The organism is Lysinibacillus sp. PWR01 (assembly GCF_043359455.1).
Taxonomy (GTDB): Bacteria; Bacillota; Bacilli; order Bacillales_A; family Planococcaceae; genus Lysinibacillus; species Lysinibacillus fusiformis_F.
Genome location: NZ_JBHERJ010000104.1, coordinates 1 through 22,654, shown reverse-complemented (window position 1 = coordinate 22,654; position 22,654 = coordinate 1). Strand labels below are relative to the sequence as shown.

Sequence of the window (22,654 nt, the reverse complement as noted above, 5' to 3'; positions counted from 1 at the left end):
GGAGGAGCAAATATGAGAATCGTGCTAGTAGATGATGAACTTTTACCATTAAAGAGACTAAAAAACTTACTAGAAAATAGTAATGTCCCGGGAATTAAAATAGTGGGAGAATACACCGATTCTCTAAAAGTAATTGAAGAAATTCAGACGCTACAACCGAATGTTGTATTTTTAGATATAGTGATGCCCAATATTGATGGTTTAGCACTGGGTGAAAAAATACAAGAATTAATGCCTGACGTGGAATTTGTTTTTACAACAGGGTTTGATCAGTATGCAATAGATGCATTTAATTTACATGCTATTGACTATTTATTAAAACCTATACAAAAAATCCGGTTAGAAAAGACCTTAGAACGTCTTGAACAAATTAATAATAAACATAAAAATATCACAACTAAACATACAGTTATTAAGCTTTTTGGAGGGCTTAATGTTGTTGCTCCTAACGGTCATACACAGTACATGAAATGGCGGACATCTAAAGCTAAAGAACTATTTGCATACATGCTAGAGCATAGAAATGAAATGATTTATCGTGATACGATTCTAGAGTTATTTTGGCCAGAATCTGATATTGATAAAGCATCTAAACAACTTTATACAGCCATTTATACAATACGGAAAACATTGAAAAACTATGGGGTAGATGGCGTAAAAATTTCAAGTCCTTTGCTAAATTCTGGCTACAAACTAGTAGTTGAAAATATTGTGGTGGATGTAGAACAATGGCTATCTCGCTTAAAATTGTTACCGCCAATACAGCAGACAACAGTAGATGAACATGAACAGGTATTCCAGATGTATACGGGTGATTATTTAGGAGATTGTGATTATTTATGGGCGGAAAGTGAAAGAGAACGCTTAAGGAGACTGTGGTTGCATCATGCTCAGCAACTAAGCGAGTTTTACATAAGAAATGAAAGCTATATCGCTGCCATAAAGGTGCAGGAAAAAGTGCAAGCACTATTCTCTGATGCAGAAGAGAACTATTTTACTTTAATGAAGCTTTACGATCTACTTAATAATACAGCCGCCGTTGAGGAGCAATACTGGCTGTTAAAAAAGATCCTTCAAGAGCATTTGGCGGTGGAACCAAGTGAGGAGGTTGAGGATTGGTATCGAAGGTGGAAACTGACAAATACGATGTCTCAAGTGGATGCTTTTAACTAGTTGACATTTTTAAGGACTCTGCGTGATGCAGAGTCCTTTCTATTAGTAGTATTTTGTGATTTTTGCGTTGTTGTAATAAATAAGCGCATCGTTTAGGCTATTATATGCATTTGTGACTTCAGTTTGAGTTGCGGAATAATTATTAATAACTGATTGTGCTTGGTTAATAGCATACATTATTTTTTGATATTCAGATAAGTTAGTCCATTGTGAATAAAGTGGTACATCGCTTCCGTCCCCGTTGTAAGAGATCGAACCAATTCCGTTAGATGCTGATGTAATAAGTGTTTGTAAACTAGTTTTATCCACATAATACCCATTATTCCCATACTTATTAGCATTCTTATAAGTCCAAATAGCATTGTTTAAATTATTGATAGCATTGGCAATATCCGTTTGAGTGGCATAATAATTATTAACAACTGCTTGGGCAGATGAAACAGCAGATTCTATTGCGTTTCTTTCTGCTTGTGTAGTCCAAGGAGAATTATAAGGTACATTTGATCCGTCCCAAGAAACCGTAACATATTGAACAGAATTAATTAAAGACTGTAGTGAAGCTTTATCGCCATAACCATATTTTGTACCACTCTTCTGAGCAGCTTGGTAGACTGCTAGTGCATTTTTATACTGATTAATGGCATTCTTCACTTGTTCTTGTGAGGCATTTGAATTATTTGCTATGACTCTTGCACTTGCTACAGCAGAATCAAACACTGTGCGGTCTGCTTGTGTTGTCCATTTATCCGTATTTAAAATATCATAGCCGTTTACTGATACTTGTACATATGGTGGGGATGCGATTAGTGTATTGAGTTCTTTTTTATCAATTACAGGTAGTGTCACGGAGACATTTTTATTGTCTACTTGTACATTGTTTACAAGATGTCCTGAATCTAAAGCTACTTTAGTACCGCCTTTTACAACGATTTGCTCAATTTTACCCTCACCATAAAGGTTGAAATCTTTCGCCACATCAATTGTAAGCTTTTCTATATTAGACATAGCTTCAAAAGATGTAACTTTACCTACTACATCTACTTTGGAAAGAGTTTGGTCAGAAGATACATTGACTTTCGTACGTTCCAAATTGATGTTTGATGATTTCATATCGATTAAAGTAACGTATAGCCAACTTACTTTTTTCGTTACAATTGGTTTTAGTGTAATTGTTTCATCTACTACTACTTCATCGAGTGTAACGGCTTTTTTTACTCTGTTTGTAATGATAAGCTGACCATCCACACTAACATCTTGAATCTTTACATAGTCTGCATTTACCGTAAGATCTCCAGAGATTTGTGCGTCACCTCCATCAAAATAGACAGATTTTTTGCTTGTACCTGCTTTGTTTAATATTAATGCGGTAACGTCAGTAATTTGACCATTTTTCACTACAATAGTAGCTCGGGCATTTGTTAATGCCGTTTTATTTGAAGTATCAAATAGGGGCTTTAATGCCGAATGAATTCTAAATGTACCATTAGATGTTATTACAGTATCTTTTGTAATGTTTTTGATAGTTACGGATTCACCTATCACCTTTTTAGCTGCTGCTACCTGTGTCTCATATAAATTTGATTGAATTTGAGATGATGCGGCACTCGCAGTAGACATTGGTAATACTAGTGTCGCTGTAATAGCCGTGGCCATTAATGTTGATAGCGCTTTATTTTTCATGTAAGTCACTCCAATCATTCTATTTAATAGTTAATATATCATATTCTTCTATAATTTAGAATTCGAAGAGAATGTTTTACTATGAATCTCAATTCAAATAAGTCATTAGTCCTTATTTAAGAAGAATAAATAATTAGTGTAGTATCGGTATTTTTCTCTATAATTCTGTAAATTTTCTACTTTATTCGCTAATTATTTTATTGTGATACAAACCTCCATCCATTATTATTAGTATAAAAGTGGGGTGTTAGTTATGAAAAAATCAAGAGGAATTGCCTTAAAACTTTCTTCCCTAATAATAGGATTATTTCTTATTTTATTTTTATCCTATACAGTAACAACAGGGATTATTATAAAAAAGCAAAGTGTTGAAGACGCAGAGCATGGAACATTGCAAACAGCTGAATCTTCTGCCGCTATTATGAGTGAACGCTTTAAGAAAGCCAATACGACATTACAAACAACAAAGCGTATCATAGAAAGCCTGGAGAAGAATAATACGTTGTCTACCAAAGGTGTCATAGACATAATGGAAAATAATTTAGCTAACAATAATGACATTCTTGGGGTAGGAGCAATCTTTGAGCAAGATTCTATTATTCTAGAACCAACTGAGGCAGCTTTAATAGATACTAAAAAGCGTTTTATGCCTTATTTAAGTAAAAACGGAAATGATATCACGACTGCTCTAATCGAAGGAATTGATGATAAGAGTGTTTCTGAATGGTATTGGGTACCAAAAGAAGAGAGACGTGCAGTTTTGACGGAGCCCTATGAGTATAATGTAAACGGACAAAGCGTTTTAATGACAACCATTTCGGTGCCATTAATCAATGCTTCTGGAACATTTTTCGGTGTATTGACAGCGGATGTATCGATAGATTTTTTAAATGATTTAACAAAATCGAATGCCCCAGAAGGCGGTTACGCAGCAATTATTACCAATAAAGGTGTGCTAACAGCTAACAGTTTTGGTGAAGAGCTAGTTGGGCGCAATATGCAAGAGGATCCTACTTGGACAAGTATTAGTAAGACAATGGAAAATGGTGAGCTAACAAGTATATACGTTGATTCTAATCAACTGAAGGAAAAAGCATATAATGTTTTTGCTCCAATGATTTTAGAGGATATTGACGAAACATGGACTGTTCAAGTCGTGCTAGCTGAATCAAAGATTCTAGAGACATATAATCATGTATTTGTATTTACGATTATTGCTTCTATTATTATGGTTGTTTTGATGACAGCAGCAAGTGTGTTATTCATCTATAAACAGTTAAAGCCACTTAAATTTTTACGTGCATCGATTGAAACTGCGGCTGAGGGAGATTTAACACAAAAAGTAGAAGAGAAATATATTAAGTCTGATGAAATTGGTGCAGTGGCGATTGCTTATAATAATATGCTAGATAAAACCAATAGTGCGATTCAATCCGTGCTTAATTCTACGATGTTATTGAACCAATCTTCTAATCAGGTACATGAGGCGTTTAATGAAGTAGTTGCTTCTAGTCAGGAGGTTTCTATAGCTATCAATGAAATTGCACAAGGAGCTTCGAAGCAATCAGAGGATACAGAAGAAACAAATTATCGAATGATGGATTTATCTGATCAAATTGATGCCATTACGGCTCTTTCCAACGAAATGGATGAGCTATCTCATAAAACAGGTGTAACGACAGAAAAAGGATTGCATGAAGTTGAAAGCTTACGGGAGCGTAATATGGAGACAAATGAGATGAATGGGCGTATCCAGCAGCAAATGGAATCATTGGCCTCTAATATTGCGAATATTAATCAGATTATTGCTTCAATCCAGAGCGTTACCGAGCAGACTAATCTGCTAGCTTTAAACGCAAGTATTGAGGCTGCACGTGCTGGTGAACATGGTAAAGGATTTGCGGTAGTTGCAGAGGAAGTTAGAAAGCTGGCGGAACAATCTAAGAATGAAACAGAAATTATCAAGAGTACAGTAGAAAGCATTCTTGAAAATTCTCAGCAAACGGTTGCAGTCATTGCATCTAATGCAGATTTAATGCACGCTCAAAATGAGTCAGTACAAAGCACGCAACTAGCATTTAAAGATAGCAGTGACTTGTCAGGTTCAATTGCGAATTCTATTAGTGAATTAATGAATAAACTATCTAGTATGTTAGAGCATAAAAATCAGGCAATCATGTCCATCCAAAGTATTTCGGCTATTTCAGAGCAAACAGCAGCTTCTGCAGAACAAGTAAGTGCTTCTGCTATGGATCAACAAGCAGAATTACAAAAAGTAGCAGAGTCTATTCAAAGTATGAACGATATTTCAAATGAGCTACAAGAAGTTGTAAATCGATTTAAGCTTGCTTAAAAGGAAAGGCTGCCTTCAATATAGAGGCAGTCTTTCTTTTATTGTGAAGGTAAGAGAAATTGACCTAAAAAGAATTCAGCACTACTATTAACACTGGAAGGGGGACATTGATATGATGTATCTCGGAATGATTTTCTTTCAAATTGTTGTACCTATTTTAGTGTTACTTGTAATAGGCGCTATACTACAAAAGAAATTTCGCTTTAACTTAAAAGCATTGTCTCAGCTTATTACATATTGCTTTATGCCAGCGGCTGTTTTTGTAAATTTATATGAAACACATGTAGAATTATCTGTTCTGGGAGAAGTCGGATTATTTATTGTGCTCTTTATCGGTAGTCAAATGATACTCAGTCATTTGATGGCGAAAGGGCTAGGTTTAGCCAAAACAGAGGCAGCAGTCTTTAAAAATAGTGTGGTGCTTATTAATTCTGGCAATTACGGTATTCCAGTGGCTCAAATGATTTTTGCCACGCAACCTATTGGCGTAGCCATTCAGGTCATGCTTGTAATCTTTCAAAATATGACTACTTATACATATGGTTTGTACAATTTAATTTCCTCTACGAAGTCGGGTATGACAATCATCAAAGATTTCTTTAAAATGCCCATTATTCATGCACTGATTATAGGCGTTGCTATGAACTATTTTGATATCGGTATACCGCAGTTTATCAAAATACCGGTAGAGCATGTGGCAGATGGATTTATTGCTGTGGCATTAATTACCTTGGGTGCGCAATTGTCACAACTTGAGATCAAATCAATGTTTAATAAAACGGTCTTTGTCAGCTGTTTTACACGATTAATTATTGGACCAGCTGTTGCATTAGTCATTATTTATGTATTGGGATTAGATGGAGTCGTCGCACAATCACTGTTTATAGCCAGTGCCTTTCCAACATCTCGTAATAGCTCTAGTCTAGCATTGGAATATGATGTAGAATCAGCAACAGCCGCGCAAGCTGTTTTATTTTCAACTATTGTGAGCTGTATAACCGTAACAATTGTGATTTATTTTGCAGAAGTATTATTTACCTAGTTAGTTGAAAGATAAAAAATATAACTTCCATCTCTTAGTAATATCTGCTACACTAGCATCAAACTAAATAGTATTAACTAGGGGAGTCTGATGAGTCAGGCTGAGAGGGAAACGCTTAGAGGTTTCTTGACCCTTTGGACCTGATCTGGCTCATACCAGCGTGGGAAAGTTAAGAAGCTATTGCAGAGTATGCAATTAATAGACCTTTACATTCATGGCCGGATCCAAATAATTATTTTGGATTCGGCTTTTATTTATTTGATTGTTGGGGTGAGCTAGATTCGGTCCTTGTATCAAAATATATTTAAGGGAGAGAAGTAGCTCATGTCAGCAATTAGTGAAAAGAATATTACGATTATGTCCAGCTTTGAAGGAAGCAAAAAAGTATATGTGGAAGGATCACGCCCCGATATTTTAGTACCTATGCGTGAAATCGCATTAAGTCCCACAACAGGAAGTTTTGGAAATGAAGAAAATGCACCTATTCGAGTATATGATACGAGTGGTCCTTACACAGATCCGGCCTATCAAGCGGATATTACAAAAGGTTTACCAGTTTTACGACGCACATGGATAGAAGAACGAGGGGATGTTGAAGAATATGAGGGGCGTACGATTAAACCAGAGGATAATGGTTTTCGTCGTGCAGATGACCCCCGTAATCATGAAAATGTCTTTCCTGAATTAGCAAGAAAGCCTTTACGTGCTAAAAAAGGTAAAAATGTAACACAGCTTCATTATGCGCGAAATGGCATTATAACACCTGAAATGGAGTTCGTAGCCATCCGTGAAAATATGGACCCTGAATTTGTTCGTTCAGAAATTGCAGCAGGGCGAGCTATTATGCCTTCTAATATCAATCACCCTGAGGCAGAGCCAATGATTATTGGCCGTAATTTCCATGTGAAAATCAATGCAAACATTGGGAATTCGGCGGTATCTTCGTCCATTGCAGAAGAAGTTGAGAAAATGACGTGGGCAACTCGATGGGGTGCAGATAATATTATGGATCTATCGACAGGTAAGCATATTCATACAACGAGAGAATGGATTATTCGAAATGCTGCAGTGCCAGTGGGAACTGTGCCAATTTATCAGGCTTTAGAGAAAGTGAATGGCATAGCAGAGGATTTAACATGGGAGGTATATCGTGATACCCTTATTGAACAAGCCGAGCAGGGTGTTGATTATTTCACCATTCATGCAGGTGTCCTTTTACGCTATGTACCGCTTACGGTAAATCGTGTAACAGGCATTGTATCTCGTGGGGGTTCTATAATGGCACAGTGGTGTTTATATCATCATCAAGAGAATTTTCTTTATACACACTTTGAGGAAATCTGTGAAATTATGAAAGCTTATGATGTTGCTTTTTCCTTAGGTGATGGTTTACGTCCAGGATCAATTGCAGATGCCAATGACGAGGCACAATTTGCAGAGCTTGAAACACTAGGTGAACTAACGCAAATTGCTTGGAAGCATGATGTTCAGGTGATGGTTGAAGGGCCAGGTCATGTACCGATGCATCTCATAAAAGAAAATATGGATAAGCAATTAGAGGTTTGTAAGGAAGCGCCCTTCTATACATTAGGCCCACTAACAACAGATATTGCTCCGGGTTATGATCATATTACCTCAGCCATTGGTGCAGCGATGATTGGCTGGTTTGGTACAGCGATGCTTTGTTATGTGACACCGAAAGAGCATCTTGGCTTACCGAATCGTGAGGACGTTCGCGTAGGTGTTATTACTTATAAAATTGCTGCACATGCTGCTGATTTAGCAAAAGGGCATCCTGGTGCACAACAACGAGACGATGCACTGTCTAAAGCACGTTTTGAATTCCGTTGGCGTGATCAATTCAATCTGTCATTAGATCCAGAACGCGCAGTGGAATATCATGATGAGACACTGCCAGCAGAGGGAGCAAAAACAGCGCACTTTTGTTCTATGTGCGGTCCTAAATTCTGTAGTATGAGAATTTCACAGGATATCCGTAATTATGCTAAAGAAAAGGATTTAAATACTACTGAAGCGATCCATCAAGGTATGAAGGATAAGGCGGAAGAGTTTAAAAAAGCAGGTAGTCAAATTTACCAATAATGAAAGAAAAGGCTTATGTCAAATTATAGACATAGGCCTTTTCTTAATCAAAAAACTCCATGTGAATGATGGATTCACATGGAGTAAAAGTTGGATTTGGATATCAATAATAAGTGGAATATTAAACGTTTGTTGGTTGTTTTACATATGGGTTTGTAAGGTCCATACCTTCTAATGAAAGACCCATCGCTTTTGCAACACCTTCACCGTATGCTGGATCAGCTAGATAGCAGTGAAGGATGTGACGACGCTTGATGAATTCTTCAACAGAAGCCATATCATTCGCTGTATTTTCAAATAGGCGTTGTTGCTCTTCCGCAGTCAATAGACGGAATAGTTTACCTGGTTGTTCAAAGTAATTATTATCGTCTTCACGGAAGTCATGAATACCTGCATGACCATCAATGCGTAATTCAGGCTCTTTATGGTCTAAGTTATGCTCCCATTCACCATAGCTATTTGGTTCATAGCCTAAAGTTGAACCAAGGTTGCCGTCAAAGCGCATTGCTCCATCGCGGTGGAAAGTACGGAATGGGCATTTTGGTGCGTTAACAGGAAGCATATAGTGGTTTACTCCTAAACGATAGCGTTGTGCATCCGCATAGGCAAAAATACGACCTTGTAACATTTTATCTGGTGAGAAGCTAATACCAGGGATGATGTTAGATGGTGCAAATGCAGCTTGTTCCACTTCTGCAAAGTAGTTGTCCGGGTTTTTATTTAACTCAAACTCACCTACAGGAATTAATGGGAAATCTTTTTTATACCATACTTTTGTTAAATCGAATGGGTTGTATGGTAGCTCACGAGCTTGCTCCTCTGTCATAACCTGAATATACATTTTCCATTTAGGGAAATCGCCTTTTTCGATGGCTTCATATAAATCACGTTGTGAAGATTCACGGTCTTGACCAATAATCTCATTCGCCTCGGCACCAGTTAAGTTTTTAATGCCTTGCTCTGTACGGAAGTGGAACTTAACCCAAACGCGCTCATTATCAGCATTGATAAAGCTATACGTATGAGATCCAAAACCGTGCATATTGCGGTAACCAGCTGGAATACCACGGTCAGACATAACAATTGTCACTTGATGAAGTGCTTCAGGTAATGAAGTCCAGAAATCCCAGTTAGAGTTGGCATTTTTCATATTTGTACGTGGGTCACGTTTTACCACGTGGTTTAAATCTGTAAAGTGTAATGGGTCACGGAAGAAGAATACAGGTGTATTATTCCCTACTAAATCCCAGTTCCCTTCTTCTGTATAGAATTTAAGGGCAAAGCCACGAATATCTCGCTCAGCATCTGCTGCGCCACGCTCACCAGCAACTGTAGAGAAACGTGCGAACATTTCTGTTTTCTTGCCAATCTCTGAGAAGATTTTCGCTTTTGTATATTGTGAAATATCATGCGTTACAGTAAAAGTACCAAATGCACCTGAGCCTTTTGCGTGCATACGACGTTCTGGAATTACTTCACGGTTGAAATTTGCTAATTTTTCAACTAACCATACATCTTGAAGTAAAAGAGGGCCGCGTGGACCTGCTGACATAGAGTCATGGTTACTTACTACTGGAGCACCACCTGCTGTTGTAAAACGACGGCTACGATCATTTGCGTTTGTCATATTAGTTTACCTCCTGAAAAAAATGTGAGTCAAACTCTTCATCTATAACTATAACAAATATAAAATAGAATTGCTAGTACATTGTAATAATTATCGTTAAAGAATTTTTATATTTAAGTATAAACTATAAATATATGCGCTAGACATGCGGATTATACATAGTTTTTAACTTTAATTTATCTTTTCAAATCTCAATTTTAAAAACAATTGCAAGGCAAAGTTCAAGATAATGACTTCATCGAAAAAATCTTTATTGAAAATAAAATCAACTAAATGAAAATTATTTTAATCAAACTTTTAATTTTTTCTATATCGGTTAGGTGTAATACCAATTTGTTGCTTAAATAATTTTATGAAATAATTTGGATCATCAAAACCGTTTAAATGTGCGATTTCACTAATTGCGAAATCTGTTTCTAGCAGCATTTTCGTGGCATGATGAATTCTTACTTGCTGTAAATAGCGCTGAAATGGCAAGCCTTGCTTCTTTGAAAAAATTGTACTTAAATAATTGGGGCTTATTCCGAGCTTATGAGCGACAAAGGGAAGAGACAATGCGCTATCTTTAAAGTGTTGATCAATTATTTCTAAAGCTAGTTCAACATAATCGGCTCGCTTCTCCATTCGAGCTTCCCTTGCTAATTCAATTAATGTCTGTGTAAAAGAAATAATCCCATTGAGAATCGTATAAAATATAGGATGCTCAATGATTAAGTGAAATAGCTGACGATAGTTTTGTTCGATAACTGCTTTTTCATGTAATTTATATTTCAGCATAAAGCGCCGAATTTGTGCTAAAACACTCGTCAGATGAATACGTAGGTCATCTTGCTCGTAATAGATGCCTTCATTAGAAAGTCGATATAAAAAAGTTTTAACTGCCTCTAAGTTCCCATCTTCCAAACTACTTATTAATAATTGTTGCTCTTCTGGTGTTAGTAAAGGATCAAAGGGCTGTGTTTCAAATTGTTTGCTCGCATAAAAAATATGACCAAAGCCTTCATAAAAACTTTGATGTAGTGCACGCTTTGTTAATGTATACATATCTTTAATGGTTGTAGGTGTTCCGTCATATATCCCGATATTTAAAGAACTATTACTAATCAATCGCCATTCCTTCATAAGTGTACGTACATCCTTCTCTACAATCTTTATATCATTTGTTTGAAAAAGACATACGATTCTATTAGATAGAGGATAGGTTTTCATATGAAAGTGAATGGGTGTTTGTTGAAGCCAATTGTAAAGCTTACTGAACGTTTCGATATGTTCGGGTTCAATCATTGTAAAATGTATCGTTGTTTCAATTGAACTAGATTTATTATCTAAAAATAATTGATTATAGAAGGAATCGTTCGTAGCCTCCTGCTCATCTTCCGTAACTTGTGGTGTGCGAAGAGAAATGACTGTGAGTTTTTTCTTTAATAGCTCTAAATCAATAGGCTTCACAAAAAGATGAGCTACCTGTAAATCAATTGCCTTCAACGCATTTTTAAATAATGGCTCTGTTGTCATTGCTAAAATCGCACCGGAAAGTTTTTGTAAATCGCGATAAAGAGCAGCTAAACGATTATTAGGAAATAAATCGATATTTAGCAGTATGGCATCTGGCTCAAATTGCCGAATACTTTGAGGCACCTCTGAAATACTTGTACACATTTCAATGAAAACATCTCCGGGGAAATATGTATGTAAAAACCATTTTATACCTGCTAGGTCGGTAGGATCTCGATCAATTAATAACAGCTTCATACCATCAACCTTTCTTAAAATATTCTAGTTTCATATAAAAGTACGGTTATATTAATAAAAATAACATAGGAATCTGAAAAAAGTCTTGTTTTCTCTTTTAAAATTCTCTATATTCTGAAAAAGGTTGTTAGTACAATGTAAATAGAGTAATTGATCATCAGCAGAAACCAACTTTTATTATGAAAACGCTTAAAAGAAGTTTAATACTGATGTTTTAGATATTACGAAAAAATGAATGAAGAGAATTTATTTACATAGCCATATAGGGAATAGGGGGATGTCATGTGAAATCAATCATCGAGCTTGATGGCAATACATTAACAAGACAACAAATAGAGGAAATCGTTAAGGAGCAAGCAACAGTTGCTCTTTCTGCTGAGAGTTTAGAACGTATTCGTTTAAGTAGAGAGCGTATTGAAAAACGTTTAGCAGAAGGCCAAACCATTTATGGTGTGAATACAGGGTTTGGTAAACTCAGCAATATAAAAATAGAGGAAGACGATATTGAGCTATTGCAGCTAAATTTATTGCGATCAGATGCAACAGGTGTTGGTGAACCATTCCCAACAGATGTTGTACGTGCAATGATGGTGTTACGTGCCAATGCTTTAGCTAGAGGATTTTCTGGTATTCGTGAGGAAACTGTCCAACTATTATTGAATTTTATTAATAAAGGTGTTCATCCAATTGTTCCGTCACAAGGTTCAGTTGGAGCAAGTGGCGATTTAGCGCCTTTATCACATTTGGCATTAGTGTTAGTGGGAGAAGGTAAGGCAGAGTTTAACGGAGAAATTATGAGTGGTAGTGAGGCGCTAAAGCGAGCAGAGTTAACACCTGTTAGACTGCAAGCTAAAGAGGGGCTGGCACTAGTTAACGGTACACAAGCTATGACTGGTATAGGTGTATTAACGGTCAATGAAGCTGAACGAATTGGGCTTGCGGCGGATATGGCAGCTAGCTTGACACTGGAAGCTTTAAAGGGTATTACCTCAGCATTTGATCCAGCACTTTTAGCAGTAAGACCGCATCCAGAATTAGAACTGGTGGGTGGGCGCATTCGTAAGTGGCTTGATGGCAGTAAACGTGTGACAAAGCAAGGTGAAATTCGCATGCAGGATGCTTATTCACTCCGTTGTATTCCACAAGTACATGGTGCTTCTTGGCAGTCATTTTTCTACGCACAGGACCGGGTTCAAACTGAAATGAATGCTACAACTGATAATCCGATTGTGTTAGAAAGCGGGGAGGTATTATCAGGTGGGCATTTCCATGGACAGCCAATAGCCTTAGCAATGGACTTTTTGAAAATAGGTGTATGTGAGTGGGCAAATATTTCAGAGCGCCGTACAGAACGTATGGTAAATCCTCAACTTAATGAAGGGCTACCACCGTTCCTAGCAACAAACCCTGGGATTGAATGTGGGCTTATGATTGCTCAATATACAGCAGCTTCCATTGTCTCAGAAAATAAAGTTTTAGCACATCCTTCTAGTGTAGATTCTATTCCTACATCAGGTAACCAAGAGGATCATGTAAGTATGGGAACAACTTCGGCACGTCAAGTACGTCAGATTGTTCACAACGCTGCACGCGTTATAGCAATCGAATTGATTTGTGCATCACAGGCTATCCATTTAGACAAGGCAGAAGGGCAGTTATCGCCAGCTACAGGTAAATTCTTAAAGAAAGTGCGTGAATTCTGTCCACCATTATTAGCCGATCAACCAATTGGCGATGAAATTGAAGCATTGGCGAAATATTTACTTTCAAGTAATGATTTAGTAAATGATTATGTGTAAATTTGGTTGAATCCTGATATGAAATAGCAAAAGTTGAGGCATGGCTCGGTTTTCTTCCGAGTAGCCTCTGCTTAGAAATTATTTAAATATGCAAGTCTGAATATTCAGTATTTTTTAAAGCTGTATCACTCACATTACTTTCAATAGGAAAAGGAGCGTGTTTTTAATGGTATTTAAGACAGACATTCGTGCACCACGTGGAAATGAGCTAACTTGTAAGGGATGGACACAGGAAGCAGCAATGCGTATGTTAATGAACAATCTTGACCCAGAGGTGGCAGAGAACCCAGATGAACTGATTGTTTACGGTGGTATTGGTAAGGCTGCTCGTAACTGGGAAAGCTATGAACAAATTATTGCTTCTTTAAAAGAATTAGAGAATGATGAGACACTATTAATCCAATCTGGAAAGCCAGTAGCTGTATTCCGTACACATGAGCATTCTCCTCGTGTGCTGATTGCCAATTCAAACCTTGTACCAGCATGGGCAAATTGGGATCACTTTTACGAATTAGAGGAAAGAAATTTAATGATGTATGGTCAAATGACTGCTGGGAGCTGGATTTATATTGGAGCTCAAGGTATTTTACAAGGCACTTACCTGTCCTTCGTAGAAGCAGGGAAAAAGGTATTTGGTACTGCGGATTTACGTGGTAAATTCATCCTTACAGGTGGCATGGGTGGTATGAGTGGTGCACAGCCATTAGCAGGGAAAATGGCTGGTGCTGTAATCTTAGTTGTTGAAGTGGATCGTGCTCGCATTGAGCGCAAAATTAAAGAAGGCTACTGTGATTATATTGTAGAAACTGTAGATGAAGCCATTGCCTTAGTCAATAAATTACGTGACCAAAAAGAGCCGGCATCCATTGGTCTTGTTGGGAACTGTGCGGACATTAATCGTGAGCTGTTGAACCGAGGAATTATTCCAGATTTTGTGACAGACCAAACATCTGCACATGATCCGATTAATGGCTATGTACCAAATGGTATGACCTTGGAAGAAGCGCTAAAACTTCGTAAAGAGGATGTAAAAACATATGAGCGTAAAGCAAAAGAAACAATGGCAGAGCATGTTCGTACAATGCTAGAGTTTCAAGAGGCGGGCGCAGAAGTATTTGATTATGGGAATAATATTCGCGCCTATGCCAAAGAAATGGGTGTGACAAATGCCTTTGATTTCCCAGGCTTTGTACCAGCCTATATTCGTCCGTTATTCTGTGAAGGAAAGGGCCCATTCCGTTGGGCGGCGCTTTCAGGAAACCCTGAGGATATTTATAAAACAGATGCACTGGCGAAAGAGATGTTTGCTGAAGATGAGGGTCTAGTCAATTGGATTGATATGGCACAAAAAATGGTGAAATGGCAAGGGTTACCTGCACGAATTTGCTGGCTAGGGTATGGTGATCGTCATCGTTTTGCATTAAAGGTAAATGAAATGGTTGCAAATGGTGAATTATCAGCACCGATTGTCTTTGGTCGTGATCACTTAGATTCAGGTTCTGTAGCATCACCAAATCGTGAAACAGAAGGAATGCTAGATGGTTCGGATGCGGTATCGGATTGGCCAATTTTAAATGCTCTTGTTAATACTGCGAGTGGTGCAAGCTGGGTAAGTGTACACCATGGTGGTGGTGTAGGAATGGGTTATTCACAACATGCAGGTCAAGTATTAGTAGCAGATGGATCAGAGCTTGCTGCCGAAAAAATTGCCCGTGTATTAGTTTCGGACCCTGGAATGGGTGTTGCTCGTCATGCTGATGCAGGCTATGATATTGCCATTCATACTGCGAAAAACAAAGGTGTCCATATACCAATGTTAAAGGGTGATGTGAAGTGACCATTCTAATAAAAAATGCCAATGAAGTAATTACCTTAAAAAGTAATGCACAAGGGCCACGTACAAAAGAACAAATGCAGGAAATTGCAGTAATAGAAAATGGTAGTGTTCTTATTGAGGAAGAGCGTATTGTAGCAGTTGGAGCTTATGAACAATTAGAAGCCGACTTCCCAGAATTAATAAAGAAAGCAGAAACGATTGATGCTACTGGTAAGATTGTTATGCCTGGCTTAGTGGATTGTCATACACATTTAGTGCACGGTGGAACACGCGAGCAAGAGTTTAATATGAGACTAAATGGTTCTACCTATATGGAAATCATGAATGCAGGTGGCGGGATTCATGCTACAACAAAGCGTACACGAGAAACAAGCTTTGATGAATTATATGAAAAGACGATGCAGCATTTAGATGTATTTTTAAAGCATGGTGTAACAACAGTTGAAGCAAAATCAGGCTATGGCTTGGACTGGGAAACGGAAAAGAAACAGCTAGAGGTCGCAAAAGAATTACAAGCTACACACAATATTGATGTCATTAGCACGTTTATGGGAGCCCATGCAGTTCCTCGTGATTATAAGGGGCGTGAGGATGAATTTGTGGATGTTGTGATCCATGATATGCTACCAAAAGTGGCAGAGTTAGAGTTGGCTGAATTTAATGATGTATTTTGTGAAAAAGGCGTCTTTACACCAGAACAATCTCAACGCATCTTAGAGGCTGGAAAAGCACTTGGCTTAACACCAAAAATACATGCGGATGAAATCGAGCCATATCAAGGTGCAGAGCTTGCTGCGGAAGTAGGAGCCATTTCGGCAGAGCATTTGTTAGTTGCTTCTGATGAGGGAATTCGAAAAATGGCTGAAGCGGGTACAATTGCTGTATTGCTGCCAGGGACTGCATTCTTTTTACGTGCACCTTTCGCAAGAGGGCGTCTAATGATTGACGAAGGAGTACCTGTAGCGATATCAACAGACTTTAACCCTGGATCATCCCCAACAATGAGTCTACCCTTTATTATGAATCTAGCTTGCATGCATATGGGTATGACATTGGAAGAAGTATTAACGGCAACAACGATTAATGCGGCATATGCACTAAATCGAGGCGAACAAATTGGTTCCCTTGAAGCACATAAAAAAGCTGACGTACTTATCCTTGATGTTGAAAATTACAAGCAGCTGCAATACTTCTACGGCATGAACCATACACATACAGTAATCAAAAATGGGGAAGTTGTTGTACAAAACGGAATTCTACTGAAAGATCAATAATAATAATGGGCATAAATAAGGCGGAGATGCTTTATTTATGCTTTTTTTATATATAAGTTGCAAATGTTTTGTTGAAAGATTATAATTTTGATAAATAGTAATTTAGTAATTACAAATTACTTAAACCTTGTAATTATTAAAGGGGTTATACAATGACGAAATTCCGTACCGAAGAAGAAGTGCTTGCACATTATGATTCTTCAAAATATCAAACACCTGATGGATATACAGCAGATATTGCCGTTTTTACAATTACCTCAGAGAAAACAGAGGAAAAGGCACCGCCAAACATGACGTTAAAGATTATGTTAATTAAACGTGCCACTAAGGATACTGCTGGAAATCCCAATATTGAAGGAGGGAAATGGGCACTCCCAGGAGGCTTTGTAGATGCCAATCAAAAAGAAACGGCCTATATTGCAGCAAAGAGAGAATTAAAAGAAGAAACAAATGTAGAAGGTTTACATGTTCAACATTTTGGTGTTTACGATGAAATCGATCGAGACCCACGCGGTTGGATGATTTCGAATGCGTTTTATGCCATTGTTCCTGAGGCATATATTGAGCAACGCAAAGCGAATGATGATGCAGATGATGTAGAACTGTTTGACATAGAAAGTGTATTTACACTTCCATTAGCTTTTGATCACCGAAAAATCATTTCTGATGCGTTGCATTTTATTAAAAGGGATATGATACAAACAACTGTTGCCAAAAACTTTTTACCACAAGCGTTTACTTTATCTGAATTACAGCGGGTGCTCCTGACAGTTGGAGAAGATCCCCGGATATCAAATGATTCAGTATTTTTTACAAAAGCACCTAAATTACCTTTTATCGAAAAAGTGTTGGATGAGGAAGGTAACCCAAAGAAAACGAAGCGAAATTCATTTAGGCCTTCACAACTTTATACATTCAATGATTTTGAAATCGTGGAGTCCATATATCATTAGGAAAGAGACATCTTTCCTGATTGCTTTAAATGAAGTAATTTGTAATTTCAGTATTACTAATTAATAAATTGGAGTGATAATACGATGATGAAAAAACGCGCATTAATTAATATTGATTATACAGTGGATTTTGTTGCGACAGATGGAGCTCTTACTTGTGGAGAGCCTGGGCAGCTGCTCGAACATGCAAATGTTGATTTAACAAAGGAATTTATCAAGAGTGGTGATTTTACAGTATTTGCAATCGATGTTCATGAACAAGGGGATGTGTACCACCCAGAAACCAAGCTATTCCCACCACATAATATCCGAAATACAAAGGGGAGAGATTTGTATGGTGCATTAAAACCACTATATGAAGCAAATAAAGAGCAAGATCACGTCTATTACATTGATAAAACGCGTTATTCTGCTTTTGCAGGAACAGATTTAGAATTGAAATTACGTGAACGAGGAATTACTGAGCTTCACTTAATCGGCGTTTGTACAGATATCTGTGTTCTTCATACAGCAGTAGATGCTTATAATAAAGGGTTCGATATCGTCATTCATAAAAATGCTGTCGCCTCCTTTAATCAAACAGGACATGAGTGGGCATTGAATCATTTCGAGCATACACTAGGTGCTACTGTTATTTGACATGAATGGAGGGGAAAATATGAAATATGCGGATGATAGCTTCATGTTACACACAGATTTATATCAAATTAATATGGTGCAAACTTATTGGCAAGATGATGTTCATCAACGTCAAGCTGTTTTTGAGCTATATTTTAGAAAACTTCCATTTGGCAATGGTTATGCGGTATTTGCTGGCTTAAAAAAGGTTATTGATTTTATAAATAACTTTGGGTTCTCTCAAAGTGATATTCAATATTTGCGAGAAGAGGGGCAGTATCCAGAGGATTTTCTTCAATACCTTCAAGAGCTTAAGTTTACAGGGAGCATTAAGGGGATGAGAGAAGGAGAACTTGTCTTTGCCAACGAGCCTATCCTACGAATAGAAGCCCCATTAGCAGAAGCCCAATTAATTGAAACGCCCTTGTTAAATATCGTGAACTACCAAACGCTGATCGCGACAAAGGCTTCACGTATCAAACAAGTGACAGGTGAGGATATTGTAATGGAACTTGGTACCAGACGCGCACATGAATTTGATGCTGCTATTTGGTGAACTCGTGCTGCTTATATAGGCGGACTCTCTTCAACAAGCAATGTAAGAGCAGGAAAATTATTTGGCATTCCTGTGTCAGGAACACATGCCCATGCGATGATTCAAACCTATCGAGATGAGTATACTGCGTTTAAAAAATACGCAGCAGCACATAAAGACTGTGTTTTCTTAGTAGATACTTATGACACACTACGTTCTGGTGTTCCTAATGCTATCCGTGTAGCGAAGGAGCTAGGAAATCAAATTAATTTTATTGGTATCCGTTTAGACAGTGGCGATTTAGCCTATCTTTCAAAACAGGCAAGAAAAATGCTAGATGCTGCAGGATTTACAGCAGCTAAAATTATGGCTTCGAATGATTTAGACGAGTATACAATCATGCATTTAAAGTCGCAAGGGGCGCAAATTGATGCTTGGGGAATCGGAACTAAGCTGATTACATCCTATGACCAAGCAGCTCTTGGTGGAGTATACAAATTAGTTTCCATAGAAAACGAAAGTGGAGAAATGGTAGATACCATTAAAATTTCAGCAAATCCTGAGAAAGTAACTACCCCAGGGCGTAAACGTGTTTACCGTATTATTAATACAGAGAATGGTCATGCTGAAGGAGATTATATTGCATTAGATAGTGAAAACATACAGCAAGAAGAAAGATTGAAAATGTTCCACCCTATTCATACGTATATTAGTAAATTTGTTACGAATTTTACGGCAAAAGAGTTACATGAAAGCATCGTAGAAAACGGAAATCTTGTTTATGAGGAGCCAACTATTCAAGAAACACAAAAATATGTAAAGGAAAATTTACATTTACTGTGGTGTGAATACAAACGAACAATGAATCCTGAAGAATATCCAGTCGATTTAAGTCAAGCATGTTGGGATAATAAAATGGCAAGCATACAGTCAATAAAAGAAAAGGTTTCACAAGGAATAAATTCGAAATTTTAAAAGTAGCTGGTAGGAGGTAGAGACGATGGCGAGAATAGGCATTTATGGTTCATCATTTGATCCTATTACCAATGTTCATCTTTGGACAGCAAGCACTGTCGCGCACCGTTGTAAGTTAGATAAAGTTATTTTTTTGCCTTGTTCAAATAAACGCAAAGATAAAACCATCAAAACAGCCGATACACATCGTTGGAATATGCTTCAGTTAGCCATTGCTAAAGACGATCGGTTTATAGCAGATTCCTATGAAATGGATCAAGAAGGCTGGAATATCTACACATATGACACCATGAAATACTTTAGAGAAAAGAACCCAGAGGATGAGGTACATTTTATAATGGGTGCTGATTTACTAGTGGATATTGGTGCAGGGTTATGGAGAAAGGGCGACGCATTAGTAGCGGAGAATAAATTTATTGTAATGGCAAGACATGGCATCGATATGCTATCTACCATTAGTCGCTCCCCTATTTTAAGAAATAATGATGATGGAAGATTCCATCTTATAGATAAAGGGCTAGCGATGGAGATTAGCTCTACCTATATTCGTGAAGAATTTGCTATGGGGGGAGAACCGAGATACCTCTTGCCTACTGCTTGTTACAACTATATTAAAGAGCATCATCTTTATCTAAAATAATGAAAGAAAGTTTAAAAGTGTGGTTACGTGCCACACTTTTTTAATTTTGAAAAGATGGTGAATTTTATCATATGTGGCTCAGGGTAAGCTATAATAAACATAGCAATGGAATATAATTTTTTCGTCGTTAATAATTATTAATGATTAATGTTAGAAAGGAATTCATGAGTGTGCAGCTTACATTAACATTTCTTATTTTAGGAGCAACAATTTTCACATTTGTGACCAATAAAATACGAGCAGATCTTGTAGCCATTGTGTCACTTTTAGCTTTTGTCATTATGGATATTCTAACGCCAACAGAGGCATTAGCTGGCTTTTCAAACTCTGTAGTTTTAATGATTGCAGGGCTATTTGTCGTAGGTGCAGGAATTTTACGTACTGGCCTGGCAGGAATGGCGGGGCAACTTTTGCTTAAATGGTCGGGCAATAGTGAGCTGAAGCTATTTGTGCTACTACTTATTATTGTAGGATCTGTTGGTGCTTTTATGAGTAATACAGGTACTGTAGCATTAATGATGCCGATCGTTGTAAGTATAGCGATTAGTATGAAAGTTAGTCCTTCTAAATTTCTACTACCACTCTCCTATGTAGCAAGTCTTTCTGGTCTAATGACACTGATTGCATCACCAACCAATTTAATTGTCAGTCAGTTATTGGTTGATCGAGGCTATAACAAGCTTGGCTTTTTTGAAGTGACCCCTATTGGTATTGTGGGGATGATTGCAGGCATTACCTATTTAGTGCTTGTAAGGAATGTTCTATTACCAAAGGATCAAAACCGTACACAGACCAATGAAGGGTATAAACTTTCACCAAAGAAAATTATTAAGCAATATGACTTAAATAATCGTCTATTTAAAATCTCTGTTCCTGATGAGTCACCTATTATTGAAACCTCTTTAGCAGAATTAAAACTGCCAGCTAAGTATATGCTCTGTATGATGAAAATTCATCGTAAATCACAAGAGGGTATTAATTTACTACCGATGACTTATCAAGAAATGGCAGGCCCAACTAGTGTCATTCATGCTAAGGACGAGCTATACGTTCAAGGAGAGGTAGAGGATATTCGTCGTTTTGTTGAGGATTATCATCTTGAGATGCAAGGATTAGTAGAAGGGGAAGCCGATGAACTGGTATCGAAGCATCTTGGCATTGCGGAGGTATTGCTCACACCCAATTCGAGCTTTATCAATGAAACGGTTAGCTCTCTCGGATTCCGAGAAAAATATAATTTAAATATCATTGGCATTAATCGCAAGGGTGGATATAAGCTTCAGGATATGGTGTCTCACAAATTAAAATTTGGAGATGCAATATTAGTTCAGGGAGCATGGGATGAAATTCTTTTATTAGCAAGAGAAACTCAGGATGTCGTGGTTGTCGGGCAGCCGAAAGAACATGCAAGTGTAGCAGCAGCTACAGGCAAAGCTGGAATTGCAGGGATTATTATGTTGTTCATGATTATTTTGATGGCATTTGAAATTTTCCCTGCTGTAATTTCTGTAATGATTGGTGCCGTACTTATGATTTTAACAGGCTGCTTGAGAAACATGGAAGATGCCTATAGTAATATGAATTTTGAAAGTATTGTGCTAGTGGCTGCCATGTTGCCAATGGCGACAGCGTTAGAAAAAACAGGAGGCATGACCATTTTATCCGATGGTATTATTAATGCCTTAGGTGATTTCGGACCATATGGCGTGCTTATAGGCGTTTATATTTTGACAGCCATTTTCGGTCAATTTATTAGTAATACGGCAACTGCTGTATTGTTTGCACCGATTGCCATGAGTGCTGCCATTGCAATGGAGGTTAGTCCCACAACATTTATGATTGCAGTAGCAGTCGCAGCAAGTATGGCGTTTGCTACGCCAATTGCTTCCCCTACTAATGCATTGGTAATGACGGCAGGGGGCTACAAATTTATGGATTTTGTAAGAATAGGGGTACCATTACAAATTGTTATGTTTATTGTCATGATGATCGCCATCCCATTCTTTTTCCCATTTTAAAAACTCGGTTTCTCTACCGAGTTTTTTGTTTTATAAAAAGATCTATTATTTTTTTGTAGGAAATTATGATAAAATTATTTTTTAGTTAGCGGTATAACATTGAACTAGCTTATGGAGTAGATTTTTTTAATCATCCTTTTTGCAGTTGTTAATATAGGAAGTTTTTCTTTGATAATAAAAAAGTTAATTTTTTTTCTTGAAAAGTGTTGACCTTTTTAAAATAGGGGTGTAGTATTATACAAGTCGCCAGGGTGACACGCTAAAACAAAGCAAAA

The 22,654-nt window shown here is 37.5% G+C and carries 14 protein-coding genes, 1 pseudogene and 1 riboswitch; of the genes and pseudogenes, 12 read left to right on the top strand and 3 right to left on the bottom strand.

Going from position 1 to position 22,654, the window contains the following annotated elements; translation table 11 throughout:
• The first annotated feature begins 12 nt into the window (after window positions 1-12).
• Window positions 13-1,173: a response regulator gene (locus ACEVFT_RS24680; protein ID WP_393951566.1), complete on the top strand. Its 1,161-nt coding sequence runs from the start codon at window positions 13-15 to the stop codon at window positions 1,171-1,173.
• A 42-nt stretch (window positions 1,174-1,215) separates the two neighbouring features.
• Here the strand turns inward: ACEVFT_RS24680 and ACEVFT_RS24675 are convergent, their stop codons facing one another.
• On the bottom strand, window positions 1,216-2,853 hold the full coding sequence (locus ACEVFT_RS24675; protein WP_393951565.1) for an S-layer protein: 1,638 nt from the start codon (window positions 2,851-2,853) through the stop codon (window positions 1,216-1,218).
• Window positions 2,854-3,106: 253 nt separating this feature from the next.
• Here ACEVFT_RS24675 and ACEVFT_RS24670 point away from each other — a divergent pair, with 253 nt between their 5' ends.
• The 3 genes from ACEVFT_RS24670 to thiC all read left to right on the top strand — a co-directional run bounded on the left by ACEVFT_RS24670 (window position 3,107) and on the right by thiC (window position 8,351).
• The gene (locus ACEVFT_RS24670; RefSeq protein ID WP_393951564.1) at window positions 3,107-5,206 is read left to right on the top strand and encodes a methyl-accepting chemotaxis protein; all 2,100 of its coding nucleotides are present in this window, start codon (window positions 3,107-3,109) and stop codon (window positions 5,204-5,206) included.
• A gap of 112 nt (window positions 5,207-5,318) precedes the next feature.
• Window positions 5,319-6,248 carry an AEC family transporter gene (locus tag ACEVFT_RS24665; protein ID WP_342442233.1) on the top strand — a complete coding sequence of 310 codons (930 nt, stop codon included), beginning with the start codon at window positions 5,319-5,321 and terminating at the stop codon, window positions 6,246-6,248.
• A gap of 69 nt (window positions 6,249-6,317) precedes the next feature.
• A riboswitch (TPP riboswitch) is annotated at window positions 6,318-6,432 on the top strand.
• 140 nt (window positions 6,433-6,572) lie between these two features.
• Window positions 6,573-8,351, top strand: coding sequence for a phosphomethylpyrimidine synthase ThiC (gene thiC, locus ACEVFT_RS24660; protein WP_393951563.1), 1,779 nt, complete (start codon window positions 6,573-6,575; stop codon window positions 8,349-8,351).
• A 121-nt stretch (window positions 8,352-8,472) separates the two neighbouring features.
• On the opposite strand, the gene ACEVFT_RS24655 is transcribed toward thiC, so the two are convergent.
• Window positions 8,473-9,978, bottom strand: a complete 1,506-nt coding sequence (locus ACEVFT_RS24655) for a catalase (protein ID WP_205446489.1) — start codon at window positions 9,976-9,978, stop codon at window positions 8,473-8,475.
• A 297-nt stretch (window positions 9,979-10,275) separates the two neighbouring features.
• Complete coding sequence (locus ACEVFT_RS24650; RefSeq protein ID WP_393951562.1) at window positions 10,276-11,730, bottom strand: helix-turn-helix domain-containing protein; 1,455 nt, start codon at window positions 11,728-11,730, stop codon at window positions 10,276-10,278.
• 284 nt (window positions 11,731-12,014) lie between these two features.
• Here ACEVFT_RS24650 and hutH point away from each other — a divergent pair, with 284 nt between their 5' ends.
• The 8 genes and pseudogenes from hutH to ACEVFT_RS24610 all read left to right on the top strand — a co-directional run bounded on the left by hutH (window position 12,015) and on the right by ACEVFT_RS24610 (window position 22,379).
• The gene (gene hutH, locus ACEVFT_RS24645) at window positions 12,015-13,529 is read left to right on the top strand and encodes a histidine ammonia-lyase (RefSeq protein ID WP_393951561.1); all 1,515 of its coding nucleotides are present in this window, start codon (window positions 12,015-12,017) and stop codon (window positions 13,527-13,529) included.
• A gap of 166 nt (window positions 13,530-13,695) precedes the next feature.
• Window positions 13,696-15,366, top strand: a complete 1,671-nt coding sequence (gene hutU, locus ACEVFT_RS24640) for a urocanate hydratase (RefSeq protein WP_393951560.1) — start codon at window positions 13,696-13,698, stop codon at window positions 15,364-15,366.
• Window positions 15,363-16,640, top strand: coding sequence for an imidazolonepropionase (gene hutI / locus ACEVFT_RS24635; protein ID WP_393951559.1), 1,278 nt, complete (start codon window positions 15,363-15,365; stop codon window positions 16,638-16,640). Before hutU ends, hutI begins: the two co-directional genes overlap by 4 nt.
• Window positions 16,641-16,792: 152 nt before the next feature.
• The gene (locus ACEVFT_RS24630) at window positions 16,793-17,593 is read left to right on the top strand and encodes an NUDIX domain-containing protein (RefSeq protein ID WP_393951558.1); all 801 of its coding nucleotides are present in this window, start codon (window positions 16,793-16,795) and stop codon (window positions 17,591-17,593) included.
• 84 nt (window positions 17,594-17,677) lie between these two features.
• Entirely contained in the window at window positions 17,678-18,232 is a 555-nt protein-coding gene (locus ACEVFT_RS24625) for a cysteine hydrolase family protein (protein WP_205446495.1), read from the top strand.
• 19 nt (window positions 18,233-18,251) lie between these two features.
• Window positions 18,252-19,721, top strand: a pseudogene (locus tag ACEVFT_RS24620) (nicotinate phosphoribosyltransferase).
• Between the two features lie 25 nt (window positions 19,722-19,746).
• A complete protein-coding gene (nadD, locus tag ACEVFT_RS24615) occupies window positions 19,747-20,361 on the top strand; it encodes a nicotinate-nucleotide adenylyltransferase (RefSeq protein WP_205446497.1) in 615 nt (204 codons plus the stop codon).
• 164 nt (window positions 20,362-20,525) lie between these two features.
• Window positions 20,526-22,379, top strand: a complete 1,854-nt coding sequence (locus ACEVFT_RS24610) for an SLC13 family permease (protein ID WP_205446498.1) — start codon at window positions 20,526-20,528, stop codon at window positions 22,377-22,379.
• Window positions 22,380-22,654: the final 275 nt, after the last annotated feature.

Coding starts and splice junctions, on each gene's coding strand:
- ACEVFT_RS24680 (WP_393951566.1), top strand. CDS start 13: ATGAGAATCGTGCTAGTAGATGATGAACTTTTACCATTAAAGAGACTA.
- ACEVFT_RS24675 (WP_393951565.1), bottom strand. CDS start 2,853: ATGAAAAATAAAGCGCTATCAACATTAATGGCCACGGCTATTACAGCG.
- ACEVFT_RS24670 (WP_393951564.1), top strand. CDS start 3,107: ATGAAAAAATCAAGAGGAATTGCCTTAAAACTTTCTTCCCTAATAATA.
- ACEVFT_RS24665 (WP_342442233.1), top strand. CDS start 5,319: ATGATGTATCTCGGAATGATTTTCTTTCAAATTGTTGTACCTATTTTA.
- thiC (WP_393951563.1), top strand. CDS start 6,573: ATGTCAGCAATTAGTGAAAAGAATATTACGATTATGTCCAGCTTTGAA.
- ACEVFT_RS24655 (WP_205446489.1), bottom strand. CDS start 9,978: ATGACAAACGCAAATGATCGTAGCCGTCGTTTTACAACAGCAGGTGGT.
- ACEVFT_RS24650 (WP_393951562.1), bottom strand. CDS start 11,730: ATGAAGCTGTTATTAATTGATCGAGATCCTACCGACCTAGCAGGTATA.
- hutU (WP_393951560.1), top strand. CDS start 13,696: ATGGTATTTAAGACAGACATTCGTGCACCACGTGGAAATGAGCTAACT.
- ACEVFT_RS24630 (WP_393951558.1), top strand. CDS start 16,793: ATGACGAAATTCCGTACCGAAGAAGAAGTGCTTGCACATTATGATTCT.
- ACEVFT_RS24625 (WP_205446495.1), top strand. CDS start 17,678: ATGATGAAAAAACGCGCATTAATTAATATTGATTATACAGTGGATTTT.
- nadD (WP_205446497.1), top strand. CDS start 19,747: ATGGCGAGAATAGGCATTTATGGTTCATCATTTGATCCTATTACCAAT.
- ACEVFT_RS24610 (WP_205446498.1), top strand. CDS start 20,526: ATGAGTGTGCAGCTTACATTAACATTTCTTATTTTAGGAGCAACAATT.